Annotated in this window: 14 protein-coding genes; 11 read left to right on the top strand and 3 right to left on the bottom strand. The window is 53.2% G+C overall.

Features of this window, described 5'->3' with window-relative positions; translation table 11 throughout:
• Nucleotides 1–546 precede the first annotated feature (546 nt).
• From EV680_RS10930 to adhE, 10 genes are all read left to right on the top strand, one after another.
• Entirely contained in the window at nt 547–1,995 is a 1,449-nt protein-coding gene (locus EV680_RS10930; protein ID WP_132954780.1) for a sugar porter family MFS transporter, read from the top strand.
• Nucleotides 1,992–2,873 carry a carbohydrate kinase family protein gene (locus tag EV680_RS10925; RefSeq protein WP_132954779.1) on the top strand — a complete coding sequence of 294 codons (882 nt, stop codon included), beginning with the start codon at nt 1,992–1,994 and terminating at the stop codon, nt 2,871–2,873. The genes EV680_RS10930 and EV680_RS10925 overlap by 4 nt, the downstream gene beginning before the upstream one ends.
• A gap of 138 nt (nt 2,874–3,011) precedes the next feature.
• On the top strand, nt 3,012–3,383 hold the full coding sequence (gene rbfA, locus EV680_RS10920; RefSeq protein ID WP_132954778.1) for a 30S ribosome-binding factor RbfA: 372 nt from the start codon (nt 3,012–3,014) through the stop codon (nt 3,381–3,383).
• A gap of 3 nt (nt 3,384–3,386) precedes the next feature.
• Nucleotides 3,387–4,250 carry a hypothetical protein gene (locus tag EV680_RS10915; protein WP_132954777.1) on the top strand — a complete coding sequence of 288 codons (864 nt, stop codon included), beginning with the start codon at nt 3,387–3,389 and terminating at the stop codon, nt 4,248–4,250.
• Between the two features lie 51 nt (nt 4,251–4,301).
• Nucleotides 4,302–4,841, top strand: a complete 540-nt coding sequence (locus tag EV680_RS10910) for an STM3941 family protein (RefSeq protein WP_132954776.1) — start codon at nt 4,302–4,304, stop codon at nt 4,839–4,841.
• A complete protein-coding gene (truB, locus tag EV680_RS10905; RefSeq protein ID WP_132954775.1) occupies nt 4,838–5,752 on the top strand; it encodes a tRNA pseudouridine(55) synthase TruB in 915 nt (304 codons plus the stop codon). Before EV680_RS10910 ends, truB begins: the two co-directional genes overlap by 4 nt.
• A gap of 283 nt (nt 5,753–6,035) precedes the next feature.
• A complete protein-coding gene (rpsO, locus tag EV680_RS10900; protein WP_132954774.1) occupies nt 6,036–6,305 on the top strand; it encodes a 30S ribosomal protein S15 in 270 nt (89 codons plus the stop codon).
• 534 nt (nt 6,306–6,839) lie between these two features.
• On the top strand, nt 6,840–7,439 hold the full coding sequence (locus EV680_RS10895; RefSeq protein ID WP_132954773.1) for a glutathione S-transferase N-terminal domain-containing protein: 600 nt from the start codon (nt 6,840–6,842) through the stop codon (nt 7,437–7,439).
• Nucleotides 7,440–7,466: 27 nt separating this feature from the next.
• Entirely contained in the window at nt 7,467–8,003 is a 537-nt protein-coding gene (locus EV680_RS10890; RefSeq protein WP_132954772.1) for a glutathione peroxidase, read from the top strand.
• 398 nt (nt 8,004–8,401) lie between these two features.
• A complete protein-coding gene (gene adhE / locus EV680_RS10885) occupies nt 8,402–11,017 on the top strand; it encodes a bifunctional acetaldehyde-CoA/alcohol dehydrogenase (RefSeq protein ID WP_132954771.1) in 2,616 nt (871 codons plus the stop codon).
• Between the two features lie 254 nt (nt 11,018–11,271).
• Here the strand turns inward: adhE and EV680_RS10880 are convergent, their stop codons facing one another.
• Together EV680_RS10880 and EV680_RS10875 are read right to left on the bottom strand one after the other, a co-directional pair.
• Complete coding sequence (locus EV680_RS10880; RefSeq protein ID WP_132954770.1) at nt 11,272–12,375, bottom strand: MBL fold metallo-hydrolase; 1,104 nt, start codon at nt 12,373–12,375, stop codon at nt 11,272–11,274.
• A 58-nt stretch (nt 12,376–12,433) separates the two neighbouring features.
• Nucleotides 12,434–13,168: a dihydrofolate reductase family protein gene (locus EV680_RS10875; protein ID WP_165870943.1), complete on the bottom strand. Its 735-nt coding sequence runs from the start codon at nt 13,166–13,168 to the stop codon at nt 12,434–12,436.
• Between the two features lie 426 nt (nt 13,169–13,594).
• Between EV680_RS10875 and pnp the strand changes: the two genes are divergently transcribed.
• Nucleotides 13,595–15,721 carry a polyribonucleotide nucleotidyltransferase gene (gene pnp / locus EV680_RS10870; RefSeq protein ID WP_132954768.1) on the top strand — a complete coding sequence of 709 codons (2,127 nt, stop codon included), beginning with the start codon at nt 13,595–13,597 and terminating at the stop codon, nt 15,719–15,721.
• A gap of 382 nt (nt 15,722–16,103) precedes the next feature.
• On the opposite strand, the gene EV680_RS10865 is transcribed toward pnp, so the two are convergent.
• The gene (locus EV680_RS10865) at nt 16,104–16,460 is read right to left on the bottom strand and encodes a 5-carboxymethyl-2-hydroxymuconate Delta-isomerase (RefSeq protein ID WP_132954767.1); all 357 of its coding nucleotides are present in this window, start codon (nt 16,458–16,460) and stop codon (nt 16,104–16,106) included.
• Nucleotides 16,461–16,566: the final 106 nt, after the last annotated feature.

Below are 16,566 nucleotides of genomic sequence, written 5' to 3'. Positions count from 1 at the left end.
TGGCAGGTGTATTAGGGTTGTGTGAGAGCTCCCTTTTTACACCTGCTTTCCTTTTTATTCAATGTTATGACAAGTAATTGTGAACAGACCCTAGCAAGCTGCCGCCGTGCATCCCGCACCCAACAAAAATGCGCATGTAGGATAATTCAATTTTGCAACCAAACCAAACAGAAACGCGCAGAAAGCCAGCACCAACTCAATATAAAAAAGCTGAATCACAGGTTTTCCTGAATTTTAATTTCTATATACATAATCAGATTTTCAAGTTTTTCAGGCCGTCTGAAAACATAAGTTTATTTTTCCAATTTATATACCTCATACCCTTCTTGAAGGTTTATCAAATTAAACGATAAACATCAATTAGATAGAAACACCCTCGCCCCCCCCCCAACAGCGGCCGCTTTTTTGCCGTGCATCAAATTTCTTCCACATCTCGCAAACAAACAGTTGCCAGCTTATTTTGTTTTCATAATAATGCGCTTAACAAAATCGTTTAGTTTTATTACAGCCCTTTGCGGCAAGGTATAAATCTGAATATAAGGCCGTCTGAAGCACTTTCTCACACCTCATGATGAAACCGTGCAGCCGCGCTTTGCGCCTGCTGCTGAAAACAAGCCGTTTGAAAGCGGCACTCCTCAACTCAGCATAATTAAAGGACGCTTCATGAACCAGCATAAACTTCTTTTCTGGTCGATTACGGTTGCCTTGGCCGGTTTTTTGTTCGGCTTTGACACCGTTGTCATTTCAGGTGCCGATCAGGCTTTGCAGGAAATGTGGCAGAGCTCCAGCCTGTTTCACGGCGTGGTGGTGATGTCGTCGGCATTGTGGGGTACGGTCATCGGTGCGCTTTTCGGCAGCATTCCCACTGACCGCCTCGGCCGCAAGAAAACGCTGATTTTAATCGGTTTTCTCTATATCATCGGCGCGGCCGGCTCGGCGCTGGTTTCCGACCCGTGGCTGTTTGCCGCTTTCCGTTTTTTGGGCGGGCTGGGTGTGGGCGCTTCGACCATTGCCGCGCCGGCCTATGTGTCTGAAATAGCGCCGCCCGACAAACGCGGCCGCTTGGTGGCGATGTATCAATTCAATATCGTGTTCGGCATTTTGATGGCTTATTTGTCGAATTTTATGTTTACCAGTCTCGATTTGGGCGCCAACACTTGGCGCTGGATGCTGGGCATACAGGTGCTGCCGGCCATCATCTACACCTTAATGGTGTTGACCGTGCCGATGTCGCCGCGCTGGCTGATGATGAAAGGCCGCTATGAAGAAGCGCGCGCGGTGTTGAAGCAGATTAATCCCGATGCCGATTTTGAAGAGCTGGCAGCCGCAGCCAAAGCCGATAGCGCGCACAAAAAAGAAAGCATGTGGCTGAAAAAATACCGCACGCCGGTGTTGCTCGCTTTTCTGATTGCCTTTTTCAACCAAGTGTCGGGCATCAATGCTTTTCTGTATTACGCTCCGCGCATTTTTGAAATTGCCGGTTTGGAAAAAAGCGCCGCCATGCTCAGCAGCGTGGGCATCGGCATTGTGAACCTGATTTTCACTTTTGTGGGCTTGGCTCTAATCGACAAATTCGGCCGCCGCCAATTGATGTATATCGGCTCGTTTGGCTATATTATTTCTTTGGGCTTGGTATCGCTGGCCTTTTTCATGCACTGGCAAGGCATGGCGGTGCCGCTGTTTTTCTTCCTCTTTATCGCGGCGCACGCCATCGGCCAGGGCACGGTGATTTGGGTGTTTATTTCCGAAATTTTCCCCGGCCACCTGCGCGCACAAGGCCAATCGCTCGGCAGCTCCACCCACTGGGTGCTGGCCGCCGCCATTCCCGCCGCCATTCCGTTTTTGTTTGACAGCATAGGCGCGGCATGGGTGTTTGTCGTGTTTACCGCGATGATGGTGTTGCAGCTTTTATTCGTCATGTTTATGATGCCAGAAACCAAAGGCGTACCGCTTGAGGAATTGTCCAAATCTCTGATCAAGGAAGATACATTATGAAAGTGACCAGCTTCGGCGAAGTGTTGTGGGATGATTTTCCCGATGGCAAAGTGCTCGGCGGTGCGCCGCTGAATGTGTTGGTGCGGCTGCGCTCGCTCGGTGCGGATGCCAGCATCATCAGCCGCCGCGGCGATGATGCCGACGGCGCGGAATTGCTGCGCCAGATTGAAGAAAAAAATGTTCACAGCAACCTTTTGCAGGTAGATAAAACCCAAGCCACCAGCCTGGTAAAGGTGAAGCTTGATCGCAGCGGCAGCGCTTCTTACGACATCGTTTACCCCTGCGCGTGGGACCGCATCGAAGTGGAGCCGGCCGCCTTGGCGCGCGTGGCCGAATCGGATGCGTTTATTTTCGGCAGCCTCTCCACCCGCGATGAAGTGTCGCGTGCATCGCTGGCGCAATTGCTCGAGCAGGCCAAATTCAAAATTTTCGATGTTAACCTGCGCCCGCCGCATTACGACATTGAGCGCATTTTGGCCACCATGAAGCTGGCCGACTTGGTGAAGCTCAACGATGACGAGCTGCATGAAATCGCCAGCACGCTCGGCTCCAAATACCATTCGCTCGAGCAAAACATCCGCTTTTTGGCCGATTTGAGCGGCGCGGCCAAAATCTGCGTTACCCTCGGCAGCCACGGCGCCATGTATTATCAAGAAGGCCAGATTTACCACAACAGCGGCTTTCGCGTGAAAGTGGCCGACACCGTGGGCTCGGGCGACAGCTTTTTGGCCGGCCTCACCTACAAGCTGCTCAATGCCGCCGCGCCGCAAGAAGCACTCGCCTTTGCCTGCGCACTGGGCGCGCTGGTGGCCTCTTACCACGGTGCCACGCCCGAAATCAGCCTGCAGCAAATAGAAAGCTTTATGCATCCGGCTTGATGGCGGAGCGAATCTTTCACCACGGCATCTTTTCAGGTGCCGTTTTTTGCGTCCGTTTTCAGCTATAATGGCGGGCAATCTTCAGGCCGTCTGAACACGGTTTCAGACGGCCTCTTTAATAATGAAAAGGACACCCCCATGAGAAAACCCGCCCGCGGCTATGCCCGCGTCGACCGCGTGAAAGAACAAATCATGCGCGAGCTGGCCGAATTGGTGCGCACTGGCCTGAAAGACCCGCGCGCCGGCTTTATCACCATCAACGATGTAGAAGTGACCCGCGATTACAGCCACGCCACCGTTTACTACACCGTGCTCGACGACAAAGCCCGCGAAGTAACCGCCGAAGCGCTCGAACACGCCAAAGGCTTTTTGCGCAGCGAATTATCCAAACGCATCACCGTGTTCCGCACGCCAGAGCTGCATTTTGAATACGACGAATCGGTTGAGCGCGGCATGAGCATTTCGCAATTGATTGACGAAGTGGCCGCCGAAAAACCGGTAGACGATTAACACATGAAAAAAATCTTGTGCGCAGGCATTGTGGCAGCAGCATCGTTGAATCTCTATGCTGCGCCACTGGTATTTAATTGGCAACAACATCAGGCCGAAGTAACAGAAACCATCCAATCGGCTGACCAAACCATTAAAACCCGATACCGCATTCGGCTGCTGCCGCAACCGGACAATACTTTTTTGCTGCATACAAGCAATGCCGAAATGATGTCCATCAACGGCACACCGCCCGCCAAAGAGCTCAAAACGCTTACAGAAACACTCTATGCCCTTGCCCCTGATGTGGTGATCAGCAAAGAAGGAATGCCGCTGGATATTCCGCAATGGGATGCTTATTACCGCCTTATCAATCACTTGGGCAACAACAACCCAAATCAAACCCAAAATAGTGAGCTGGATAAAAAGCTCAACGAAGCCCTCAAACTCAAAACCATGCAAGAGCCTTGGTGTTACTGGGTTTGTTTGTGGGCGCAAGAAAACCCTGCAACATTCCCGCTCAATCAAACCGATAATGAAACATCATTCGGCCTGCCTTTAATCAGAAAAACCAATTATCAGCTTGTAAACGCGTCAAAAAACAACCTAACCTTAAAATACACCGCCACCCTTCAGCCCGCTCAAAATCTGGAGTTGGAAACGGTTATGGAAAATTTTGACCACAACCTCAAAAAAGCGCCCACACCCGCAACGCAGGCAGAATGGCAGGAAGTTAAAGGAAAAATCAGCAAAAGCACCATCATTACCGCCCAAATAAACACCCAAACCCTGCAGCCCAGCGAAGTGAAAGCAACGGAAAGCAAAACCGATGGCAATGGCAAAACAAGCACCACCACCCGTTTGTATCAGTTTCGCTGGCTGCCTTAACCCATTATTGACAACAAGCCGTCTGAAACCTTTTCAGACGGCCAATACTCCATGCCACCATTAACCATCCGCCGCAACCGTTACCGCACCGCTTTAATGGTCATCCTATCTGTACTGATGACTGTCGGCTTTCTGCACATTTTAAAGCGCCCGCATACCTACACCTTCACACTAGCGTTTGAAATGTTTGGTCTCCTATTTTTTGGGCTAATGGGCATTGGTTGGTTGTGCCAGCTCAAACGCCCCGCCGTGCTGATACTGACTTCAGAAGGCTTTTACGATTACAGCACAACACTCGCTACTGGCAGCCTGATTCCATGGGCGCATGTCCAACACATCCGCCTAGAGCCAGTTAAGGTTCACTTTCTTACCGCTTGCTGGAATATTAGCATCACACTGACCGACGAGAATGATTTTATCCGTATGCAAACACCGTGGAAACGACTCTTGCTGCGACCCGGCTATTGGCTTGGCTATTCAGCAATAATCATCCCGCTTATCGATGCGGCCTTGCCGCGACAAGAAATCGCCCAAGCCATGCAACACTACCACCACACCTATCACACCACACAAAACCGTCTGAACACATGAATCCCACCCCCCCCAAACGCCCCGTTAACGGCGTGTTGCTGCTCGACAAACCGCAAGGCATATCGAGCAACACCGCGCTGCAAAAAGCCCGCCGCCTCTACCGCGCCGAAAAAGCCGGCCACACCGGCGTGCTCGATCCGCTCGCCACCGGCTTATTGCCTGTGTGTTTCGGCGAAGCCACCAAGTTTGCCCAATACCTGCTCGATGCCGACAAAGCCTACACCGCCACGCTTAAACTCGGTGAAGCCAGCAGCACGGGCGATGCCGAGGGCGAAATCATCGCCACCGCCCGTGCCGATATTTCAGCGGCCGAGTTTCAGACGGCCTGCCAAGCGCTCACCGGTGCCATCCGCCAAGTGCCGCCGATGTTTTCCGCGCTCAAACATGAAGGCCACCCGCTCTACGAATACGCCCGCAAAGGCATCGTTATCGAACGCAAAGCGCGCGACATCACCATTTATTCGATTAATGTTGAAGCCTTCGATGCGCCGCAAGCCGTGATAAACGTGCGTTGCAGCAAAGGCACTTATATCCGCACCTTAAGCGAAGACATCGCCAAACACATCGGCACTTTCGCCCATCTCACCGCCCTGCGCCGCACCGAAACCGCTGGTTTCAACATCAGCCAAACCCACAGCCTCGAAGCGCTCGAAGCCCTCGACGAAGCTGCGCGCGATACGCTTTTACTGCCCTGCGATGTGTTGGTGCAGCACCTGCCCCGCATCACGCTGGATGATGAAAGTGTGAAAATGCTCAAATTCGGCCAGCAGCCCGAGTTTCATGCCGTTAATTTACCTGCCGGCACACCGATACGCGTGTATAGCGAAAACGGTGGATTTATTGGTTTGGCAGATTATTTGGCCGACAAAGGCCGCTTGAAAGCCGTGCGTTTGATGAACACCGCCGCATAAACCGGCAGGCCGTCTGAAAACTTGAAAGCTTTGCAAAACCAGATATTTGTCGCACCCGCGCAGGCAGGAGTGACGGCAAGGGCGTTTTGTAAAGCTTTCAACCTTTCAGACGGCCTTACCACACCCACCCGAAAAATCTCCCGCCAAACGTGCAAAACCGCCAAAGTTATGGCATAATCCGCCTTTCGCTTGATTCATCAGGCGGATTCAGGAGTTTGCACAGGTTCCGGCTTGGCAAACTTGTCCGAACCGCAAGGTTCACTTTATTTTCGGAGTTTCCAAAATGGCATTGACCGTAGAACAAAAAGCCCAAATCATCAAAGATTTCCAACGCAAAGAAGGCGACACCGGCTCTTCTGAAGTGCAAGTTGCGCTGCTCACTTTCCGCATCAACGACTTAACCCCCCACTTCAAAGCCAACGCTAAAGATCACCACAGCCGTCGCGGCCTGTTGAAAATGGTCAGCGCCCGCCGCCGCCTGCTTTCTTACCTGCGCCGCACCGACGCCGACACTTACCGCAACCTGATCACCCGTTTGGGCTTGCGCAAATAATCATTTTGATGCACAAAACGCCGCTCTCGCCGAGCGGCGTTTTTTATGCGCCCGCCGCCGCGAAGTGCTATAGTGGTTCCCAATCCGCCAAGCTACAGCCGCCAAGCAAGCACGTCCGAAGCTCTGCCCGCCGCCCATCTATGGCTGATAAACTTAATAATTGCCCTGCAATCCATGCTGAAACAAGCCTTCGGTTTGCCTGCACCTTGACATCATTATCTGATGCCGTCTGAAACTTTTCAGACGGCCAAGAAAACTGCAAATCAGATACTTGTATCCGACACTTGCCGCAGCGCTGAATCCTTGTTCTGCGAACAAGCGTCGGATTCAAGAATCCGACCTGCCCATTGAAATCGTTATCGCCAGCAGCATGCTGGCTGAGCGGCAAGCAAGTTATACCAACCCTAAAAAACAAGATAACAGGGCGGAAGCCTGCAACAGCACAGCTAATGCGGCAAGGTGAGGCAACGCAGCCGGCCTATTTTTTAGATTTGGTATGATACATCTTCTCAGCTCAACAAAAGGAGCACCGCCATGCAGCTTTATGTTAGCCACACATCCCCTTACGGCCGGCTTTGCCTGATTCGCGCCTACCTGCTCGGCCGGCACGATATGCAGCTTATTTTTACCGACCCTTGGCAAAACCCGCCCGAATTGGCCGCGCAAAATCCGTTCAGCCAGCTGCCCGTGCTCATCACCGATGCGGGCGAAGCGATTTACAACAGCCTGCTGATTTGCCAATATCTCGAGCCGCAAGCGCCCACAGAAGCCGGTTTCGGCGCCATCGGCTATGCCATGGCGCTGCTCGACAACACCGTGAATGCGTTCAAGCTCGAGAAAAAAGCCGGTGAAAGCCGCGGCCATTTTCTGGTGCAACGCAACCTCGAAGCCATCGCCCGCGCGCTGCCGCTCGCACCGGCTTTTCACGCCGCCGCCCGCGAATGGCCGCAAGTGATGCTGGGCGTGTGTCTGCTCACGCTGAAGCTGCGTTATCCGGAAATTTTCGCCGCCCACGCCCGCGCCGACACGCAGCAAGCCATCGCCGCTTTCGAGCAACTGGATTTCATCCAAAAAACCGCACCCGAAACGCTGGCAGCCAACACACCTGCCACCATCGGCGCGATTCTGCAATAAATAAACAACCACGCAAAAGGAAAAACCATGGCTTCTATTTACGATTTCACCCTGCCCGATGCCCAAGGCAACGAAGTGGCATTGTCCGACTACAAAGGCAAAGTGCTGCTTATCGTCAACACCGCCACCCGCTGCGGCCTCACCCCGCAATATGAAGAGCTGCAAAGTCTTTATGCGCAATATGCGCCGCAAGGCTTGGAAATTCTCGATTTTCCCAGCAACCAATTTCGCGAACAAGCGCCGGAAAGCAGCGAAGAAATCGCGCAAGTGTGCCAGATGAAATTCGGCACCAAATTTAAAATTTTCGGCAAAATCGATGTCAACGGCGCGCACGCCAGCCCGCTCTACACCTTTCTGAAAGCGCAACAACCTGAAGACAGCGGCGGCCAGAAATTCAAAGATTTCCTACTCAAATTGGCCTCGCTGGGCGAAAAGCGCGAAGGCAGCGACATCAAATGGAATTTCACCAAATTTCTGGTCAACCGCGACGGCGAAGTGGTGAAACGCTTTGCCCCCAGCGTGTCGCCCGCCGAGCTTGCCGACGATATCGAAGCGCTGCTGTAAGTTGGCGGCAGGCTTACCAAAGGCCGTCTGAAACGTTTTCCACAGCCAAACGTTTCAGACGGCCTTTATTTGATTACTTATTAGCAAATTTTGCACAATGCATATCTATATTGCCATCATGTTTTGATTTGATTGCCTCTTCCATTTATTCAATAAAAAACAACATGTCTTTTAAAGGCCGTCTGAATACTTTTCAGCTTTCACAATTACAAAAAATTAATGTATATTAATCAGATAATTAATCAACCCAAGCTAAAAAGCCGTCAAGCATAAACGATTTAAAGTAATTTAATTACTTATATGACCTGCATCAAATCATTCCGTAACAATCCTACCTATACTGTCACCATAAATTTCTATCCTACTTTTATCATTATTCTAAATCAGGAGCATTTCTTATGAACGCATCTGTCGACACCACCATCAGCCCCGCCCAAGCCGAGGTGAATACTTTGGTGGCCAACGGCCTCACCGCGCTGGATGATTTCCGCAAGCTCAATCAAGAGCAAATCGACTATATCGTGGCCAAAGCCTCGATTGCCGCGCTCGACAAACACGGCGTGCTGGCCATGCACGCGGTGGAAGAAACCGGCCGCGGCGTGTTTGAAGACAAAGCCACCAAAAACCTGTTTGCCTGCGAAAACGTGGTGCGCCGCCTGCGCGATTTGAAAACCGTGGGCATCATCAGCGAAGACGATGTAACCGGTATCACCGAAATCGCCGACCCCGTGGGTGTGGTGTGCGGCATTATTCCCACCACCAACCCCACTTCCACCACCATTTTCAAAGCCTTGATTGCGCTGAAAACCCGCAATCCGATTATCTTTGCCTTTCACCCTTCCGCCCAACAATGCTCGGCGCATGCCGCCCAAATCGTGCGCGATGCCGCCATTGCCGCAGGCGCCCCGGCCAATTGCGTGCAATGGATTGAAAAGCCCTCTATGGAAGGCACTTCATCGCTGATGAAACACCCCGGCGTGGCCACCATTTTGGCCACCGGCGGCAACGCCATGGTGGAAGCCGCTTATTCCTGCGGCAAACCCGCTCTGGGCGTGGGCGCCGGCAACGTGCCCGCTTATGTGGAGAAAAGCGCCAACATCAAACAAGCCGCGCACGACATCGTGATGTCCAAAGCATTCGACAACGGCATGATTTGCGCCAGCGAGCAGGCGGTGATTGCCGATAAAGAAATTTATGCCGATTTGGTAAACGAATTCAAATCTTACGGCGTGTATTTCGTCAACAAAAAAGAAAAAGCGCTGCTCGAAGAATTCATCTTCGGCGTAAAAGCCGGCAGCAAAAGCTGCGGCGGCGCCAAATTGAATGCCGCCGTGGTGGGCAAACCGGCCGCCTGGATTGCCGAACAAGCCGGCTTCAGCGTGCCCGAGAAAACCAATATCCTCGTGGCCGAATGCAGCGAAGTGGGCCCCAACGAGCCGCTCACCCGCGAAAAACTCTCGCCCGTGCTGGCCATGCTCAAAGCCGATTCCACCGAAGAGGGCTTGAAATTGGCCGAACAAATGGTGGAATTCGACGGCCTCGGCCACTCCGCCGCTATCCACACCGCCGATGAAGCGCTGGCCAAAACCTTCGGCGAGCGCGTGAAAGCCATCCGCGTGATTTGGAATTCACCCTCTACTTTCGGCGGCATCGGCGATGTGTACAACGCCTTTCTGCCCTCGCTCACCTTAGGCTGCGGCTCCTACGGCAAAAACTCCGTCGGCAACAACGTGAGCGCCGTGAATCTTTTAAACATCAAAAAAGTAGGCCGCCGGAGAAACAATATGCAATGGTTTAAAGTGCCCTCAAAAATCTACTTCGAACGCGATTCCATCCAATACCTGCAAGACATGAAAGATTGCGAAAAAGTGATGATCGTCACCGACCGCTCCATGGTGGATTTGGGCTTTGTCGACAAAATCACCCATCAGCTCAACCTGCGCAAAAACAAAGTTACCGTGCAATTGTTTACCGATGTGGAAACCGACCCGAGCGTGCAAACCGTGTATAAAGGCACCGACCTGATGCACAGCTTCCAGCCTGACACCATCATCGCACTGGGCGGCGGCTCAGCCATGGATGCGGCCAAAGCCATGTGGCTTTTCTACGAGCAGCCCAACGTCGATTTTGAAGACTTGGTGCAAAAATTCATGGATATCCGCAAACGCGCCTTCCGCTTTCCCGAGCTTGGCCGCAAAGCCAAATTCATCGGCATTCCCACCACCTCGGGCACAGGCTCCGAAGTGACCCCGTTTACCGTGATCAGCGACGGCGACAAAAAATACCCGATTGCCGACTATTCGCTCACGCCCACCATCGCCATTGTGGATCCCTCGTTCACCATGACCGTGCCCGCCAGCGTAACCGCCGACACCGGCTTGGATGTGCTCACCCACGCCGTGGAAGCCTATGTGTCTGTGCTCGCCAACGATTTCACCGACGGCCTCGCGCTGCAAGCCATCAAGCTTGTGTTTGAATTTTTAGAGCGCTCCTACAAACACGGCGCCGCCGACCCCGAAGCGCGCGAGCGCATGCACAACGCTTCCACCATCGCCGGCATGGCCTTTGCCAACGCTTTTTTGGGCATGAACCACTCGCTCTCGCACAAAGTGGGCGGCAAATTCCACACCCCGCACGGCCGCACCAACGCCATTTTCCTGCCGCACGTTATCCGCTACAACGGCACGCGCCCGCAGAAAACAGCCACTTGGCCGAAATACAACTATTACAAAGCCGATGTGAAATACCAAGAAATCGCCCGCACCCTCGGCCTGCCGTGCAGCACCCCGGCCGAAGGCGTGGCATCGTTTGCCAAAGCCTGCGACGAGCTGGCGCGCAAAGTGGGCATCAAAATGTCGTTTAAAGAGCAAGGCCTGGATGAAAAAGCCTTTATGGAAGCCCGCCGCGAGCTGGCAATGATGGCTTATGAAGACCAATGCTCCCCCGCCAACCCGCGCCTGCCGATGGTGGCCGACATGGAAGAAATCCTCACCAAAGCCTATTACGGCGAATAAGGTATTGCGCTGAATGAAAAGGCCGTCTGAAAGTTTCAGACGGCCTTTTCAAACGGCTCTACAAAACCCAAATCCGCTCTTGTGCAAACAAAATTTCGCCTGAAATTGCAGTCTGGATACTTGTCTCCGACATTTGCCGCAGCCTTGAAAACCTTGTTCTGCGAACAAGCGTCGGATTCAGGAATCCGACCTACGCACTGAAAGCCAAGGCCGTCTGAAACGTTTCAGACGGCCTTGTTCTCTTAAAACGGTGCTTAACGTGCAGGCACAGCTTCCCACCATTTTTCAAATATTTGGTTCTCATCATCCAAATACACCACTTCGCCGATTTTCGGGGTGAGCAGCGGCAGGTTTTCCCGCTCGGCAGCGGCAGAGAGCAGCCGCATCGGCTCGTCCCAAGCGTGTTTGGCCAAGGTGAATTTGCTGTTGTGCACCGACAGCAGGCGCTTTGGATTCAAATCGTGCACCACCTGCACCAAATGCTCGGGCAGGAAATGGATATTTGCCCAGTCTTTGTCGTATTGGCCGTTTTCCAAAATTGCCAGGCTGATGTTGGGAAACGCCGCACCTATTTCTTTAAACACGGGGTCGTAGCCGCTGTCGCCGCCGATATACACGGTTTCAGACGGCGCTTCCAGCATAAACGATGCCCACAAGGTTTGGTTTTGCTTGATGCTGCGCCCCGATGAATGGCGGGCGGGCAAGGCGGTTAGGCGGATTTCGGGGCTGAGCGATACGGCTTCCTGCCAGTCCAACTCAATCAGTTGCTGCGGCGTAAAACCCCAGCGCTCCAAATGTGCACCCACGCCGAGGCCGCTGATGATTTTACCGATTTTGGGCTGAATCTCGCGCAGGGTGCCGTAATCGAGATGGTCGTAATGGTCGTGGCTGATAATCACATAATCCACCGGCGGAATGTCGGCAGGTTGATAAATATCCGCGCCGGCATAAGGCGTGCCGCCAAAAGGCACGGGGCTGGCCGACACCAGCACCGGGTCTATCAAAAAGCGTTTGCCGTCAATCTGCATCAAATAAGATGAATGCCCCAGCCACACATACCAATTGCGCTCCTGCGGCAGCGTGTGCAAATCGGTTTTCACCGATGGCACGGGCGCGGCGGGTTTGACATTTTTATCGGCATTAAACAATAGATTCCAAGTGCTTTTGAGGGCGGAATTGTCGCCGGTGAGTATCGGCGTGTCGGAAAGGTTTTGGAATTTGCCGTCGCGATAATTTGGCGATTGCTGAATGCGCGCCAGCCGCTCGCCCTCAGGCGCGGCGCCGAATACGGGCAGTTGCAGATAAGCCGCCACGGCAGCGGCCAATAGCGCGATAGCGCCCAAAATGATGAATAGCATTTTTTTCAAACTTATCTTTCAATGATGAATGGAAATGTATTGTTCAACCAAACCGTTTTCATTGCTCATCGGCCCTCTGATAAATCAGCCGCAGCGCCCCATCGTCAAACAGCTCATGCTGCGTTACCCGATAGGCCGGCAGCACATTGCCGCCCTTATCCGATTGAAACAGCGATACCGAATCGGCGCGGCTTTCTACCAGCGGCGTTTGAATCAGGCTGATGGTGTCGATCAGGCCTTCCTGCATAAAGCTGCCGTTGATGTAGCCGCCGCCAACCAACAGAAAATCATCCAGGCCAAACAGGCGGTGCAATTTGTCCAGCGCGGTTTTCATCGACAGCGGCTTTTCTTTGCCGGCGAAAATATAGGATATGCCGAGCGATTGTAAATAAAGCAGGTATTCATCGGCCACGCGCTCGCTCAAAATGGTGATGATGTGATCACCTTTGAGCGCGGGATATTCATCGCCGATGGTGTTTTGCGTCCAGCCCAGCTTGCCGTCGGGATCCAGCGCAATGGCAAAACGGCGCTCGGCAATTGTGCCGACAAAATCTTCACGGCTGGCAGTTTTGCCTTTAAACGCAGCGGTGTCGGCCACACGGTTTTGCGTAATCGCCTGCGCCATCGACACCCGCCCGCAAATCCAATTGCGGCTGGTTTGGTTATATTGATGAAAAAGTCGGAAATAATCTTCGTTGTGCGCAGCAAAACGCGGGTTCTCCAAAAAACCGCCGCTGGCTTTGCCGTCTATCGATACCGCCATATGGCAGGTAAGATGATAAGGTTTGTTCATCTGTTTGCTCCCTACAAAATCAAAGAAGCGCACAGTATAATGGATTGAAACAACGCTGATAATACGGCGGCATCCGAACAAATTCATGCAGAAAACAAAACAATGCCGCCGCTTTGCATGCCAACGCAGCCGGTTTACGCAATAAAGCGCAGAGAGAAACAAAATTATCCATGCGGGCAATGGCAGCCACCCTAATCCTATCGACAACAGGCCGTCTGAACCTATTTTTCAGACGGCCTGTTTATTTCGGCATCACCACTCAAAAGCCGCAGATTATTTGCTATAATCCGCTTTCAGACGGCCTCAAACAAAAGGCCGTCTGAAAATATATCTACCCCGCCGCACCAGCCTGAAACCCTAACCATGCGCATGGCTTCGTGTGCATCATTAGTGTTTTAGCGGTGCGGCACCAACCGAGAGAAAACCATGTTCAACAAACATATCAAAACCTTCCAATACGGCAACCAAACCGTCAGCATCGAAACCGGCGAAATCGCGCGCCAGGCTTCCGCTTCGGTAAAAGTATCCATGGGCGACACCGTGGTGCTGGTGGCCGTTACCGCCGCCAAAACCGTGAAAGCCGGCCAAGATTTTTTCCCGCTCACCGTGGATTACCTCGAGCGCACCTATGCAGCCGGCAAAATCCCCGGCGGCTTCTTCAAGCGCGAAGGCAAGCAGAGTGAAAAAGAAATCCTCACCAGCCGCCTGATCGACCGCCCCATCCGCCCGCTCTTCCCCGAAGGCTTCTATCACGACATCCAAATCGTAGCGATGGTGGTATCGGTTGATCCCGAAATCGATTCCGACATTCCCGCCATGATCGGCGCATCTGCCGCGCTGGTGCTCAGCGGCGTACCTTTTGCCGGCCCCATCGGCGCCGCACGCGTGGGCTATGCCAACGGCCAATACCTGCTCAACCCGACCAAAACCGAGCTGGAAACTTCACAGCTGGATTTGGTGGTGGCCGGCACCCAAAAAGCCGTGCTGATGGTGGAATCGGAAGCACAACAATTGCCCGAAAGCGTGATGCTGGGCGCGGTGGTGTTCGGCCACGAGCAATTGCAGGCAGTGATTGGCGCCATTAATGAATTGGCCGATGAAGTCAACCCCGAAGTGTGGGCATGGCAGCCGGCCGAAACCGATGCCGCATTAGAAGCCAAAATCCGCGAAATCGCCGCCGATGCGATTGCCGAAGCGTTTAAAATCCGCCAAAAACAAGCCCGCACCACCAAGCTCGATGAAGCCTGGGCGGCAGTAAAAGAAGCGCTGATCACGGAAGACACCGACACCTTGGCCGCCAACCAAATCAAAGGCATCTTCAAGCAGCTTGAAGCCGACGTGGTGCGCGGCCAGATTCTCGACGGCCAACCGCGTATCGACGGCCGCGACACCCGCACCGTGCGCCCCATCGACATCCAAACCGGTGTGCTGCCGCGCACCCACGGCTCGGCTTTGTTCACCCGCGGCGAAACCCAAGCCTTGGCCGTGGCCACTTTGGGCACTTCGCGCGACGAGCAAATCATCGATGCCTTGAGCGGCGAATACACCGACCGCTTTATGCTGCATTATAATTTCCCGCCCTATTCCACCGGCGAAGTCGGCCGCATGGGCGCGCCCAAACGCCGCGAAATCGGCCACGGCCGCCTGGCCAAACGCGCCCTTTTGGCCGTGTTGCCCGCGCCGGAAGATTTCAGCTACACCATGCGCGTGGTTTCCGAAATCACCGAATCCAACGGCTCTTCTTCAATGGCTTCCGTGTGCGGCGGCTGCCTGAGCCTCTTGTCGGCCGGCGTGCCGCTCAAAGCCCACGTGGCCGGCATCGCCATGGGCTTGATTTTAGAAGGCAACAAATTTGCCGTGCTCACCGATATTCTGGGCGATGAAGACCACCTCGGCGACATGGATTTCAAAGTGGCCGGCACCACCGATGGTGTTACCGCGCTGCAAATGGACATCAAAATCCAAGGCATCACCAAAGAAATCATGCAGATTGCCTTGGAGCAGGCCAAAGAAGCGCGTTTCCACATTCTGGGCCAAATGCAAGCTGCGGTAGAAGGCCCGCAAGAGCTCTCTGCCCACGCACCGCGCCTCTACACCATGAAAATCAGCCAAGATAAAATCCGCGACGTAATCGGCAAAGGCGGCGAAACCATCCGCGCACTCACCGCTGAAACCGGCACCGAAATCAACATCGCGGAAGACGGCACCATCACCATCGCCGCCACCAGCGAAGAAGCCGGCAATGCCGCCAAAAAACGCATCGAGCAAATCACCGCCGAAGTGGAAGTGGGCAAAGTGTATGAAGGCACCGTGTTGAAAATTCTCGACAACAACGTCGGCGCAATTGTGTCGGTGATGCCGGGCAAAGACGGCTTGGTGCACATCAGCCAAATCGCGCACGAACGCGTCAACAATGTCGGCGATTACCTGAAAGTGGGTCAAACGGTCAACGTGAAAGCGCTGGAAGTAGACGACCGCGGCCGCGTGCGCCTCTCCATCAAAGCCCTGCTCGAAGCCCCCGCCCGCGAGCCGCGCAAAGAGCAAGCCGAATAAGCAGGTGATATGATTGGCTGATAAAGCCGATTGAAAGGCCGTCTGAAAGATTTTCAGACGGCCTTTTTCCTCTACCCCATTCAAACCAACAAGGCGCTAACCTGAAAACACCTGAGCAGGCCGGACTCTCGAATCCGACACTCTTTTAGGCTCGGATGATTGAATACCAGATTCAGCGGCGTAGGTTGGGTTGCAAACCCAACGTTTCAGACGGCCTGTGGGCTTGTTGGGTTTTCAACCCAACCTACCCGTTGTGTCACTTTTTTAAACATTTCACTATATCTTTTAGGCTCGAACGATTGAATACCAGATTCAGGAATCCGGTCTGCAAGCAATCAAAAGGCCGTCTGAAAACCTTTCAGACGGCCTTTTAATCAGCCCATCATTCCGGCAAACGCACAGCTTTGGCATAACATTCGCGCTGCATATCGCGCACATCCACCGTCATCTGCAAACGCACATCCGCATGCGCCAAAGGCTCGAGCGTGGCACGCAAAGCCTCGGCCAGCACCGTTTTGGTGGCAATACTGCGGCCGCTCAAAAGCGATAAAGTCAGGTGCACGAATGCATCACCTTCCTCGCCTTTATCCACACAATAATCATGCAGACACAAAGCGCGGCTTTTGATGTGACCGGCTGAAAATTCACCGCTGTTCAGCAAAGTTTGATTCAGTGCCCTCAGCGTATTTTTAGCGTCGATATCCAGATTATCGGTGTATTCCATCAATAAGTGCGGCATGTTTTTCTCCTTATAGATTCGGCAATTAAATATTGAAATTTCAACATTAATCCCCATTTCTCCCCAATGGAAAAAGAAGACGGAAGAAAACTTGCAGCCGAAGCCC

It is taken from the genome of Uruburuella suis (assembly GCF_004341385.1).
Taxonomy (GTDB): domain Bacteria; phylum Pseudomonadota; class Gammaproteobacteria; order Burkholderiales; family Neisseriaceae; genus Neisseria; species Neisseria suis.
This window is presented reverse-complemented; position numbering and strand designations above follow the sequence as displayed.

Coding starts and splice junctions, on each gene's coding strand:
- EV680_RS10925 (WP_132954779.1), top strand. CDS start 1,992: ATGAAAGTGACCAGCTTCGGCGAAGTGTTGTGGGATGATTTTCCCGAT.
- rbfA (WP_132954778.1), top strand. CDS start 3,012: ATGAGAAAACCCGCCCGCGGCTATGCCCGCGTCGACCGCGTGAAAGAA.
- EV680_RS10915 (WP_132954777.1), top strand. CDS start 3,387: ATGAAAAAAATCTTGTGCGCAGGCATTGTGGCAGCAGCATCGTTGAAT.
- EV680_RS10910 (WP_132954776.1), top strand. CDS start 4,302: ATGCCACCATTAACCATCCGCCGCAACCGTTACCGCACCGCTTTAATG.
- truB (WP_132954775.1), top strand. CDS start 4,838: ATGAATCCCACCCCCCCCAAACGCCCCGTTAACGGCGTGTTGCTGCTC.
- rpsO (WP_132954774.1), top strand. CDS start 6,036: ATGGCATTGACCGTAGAACAAAAAGCCCAAATCATCAAAGATTTCCAA.
- EV680_RS10895 (WP_132954773.1), top strand. CDS start 6,840: ATGCAGCTTTATGTTAGCCACACATCCCCTTACGGCCGGCTTTGCCTG.
- EV680_RS10890 (WP_132954772.1), top strand. CDS start 7,467: ATGGCTTCTATTTACGATTTCACCCTGCCCGATGCCCAAGGCAACGAA.
- adhE (WP_132954771.1), top strand. CDS start 8,402: ATGAACGCATCTGTCGACACCACCATCAGCCCCGCCCAAGCCGAGGTG.
- EV680_RS10880 (WP_132954770.1), bottom strand. CDS start 12,375: ATGCTATTCATCATTTTGGGCGCTATCGCGCTATTGGCCGCTGCCGTG.
- EV680_RS10875 (WP_165870943.1), bottom strand. CDS start 13,168: ATGAACAAACCTTATCATCTTACCTGCCATATGGCGGTATCGATAGAC.
- pnp (WP_132954768.1), top strand. CDS start 13,595: ATGTTCAACAAACATATCAAAACCTTCCAATACGGCAACCAAACCGTC.
- EV680_RS10865 (WP_132954767.1), bottom strand. CDS start 16,460: ATGCCGCACTTATTGATGGAATACACCGATAATCTGGATATCGACGCT.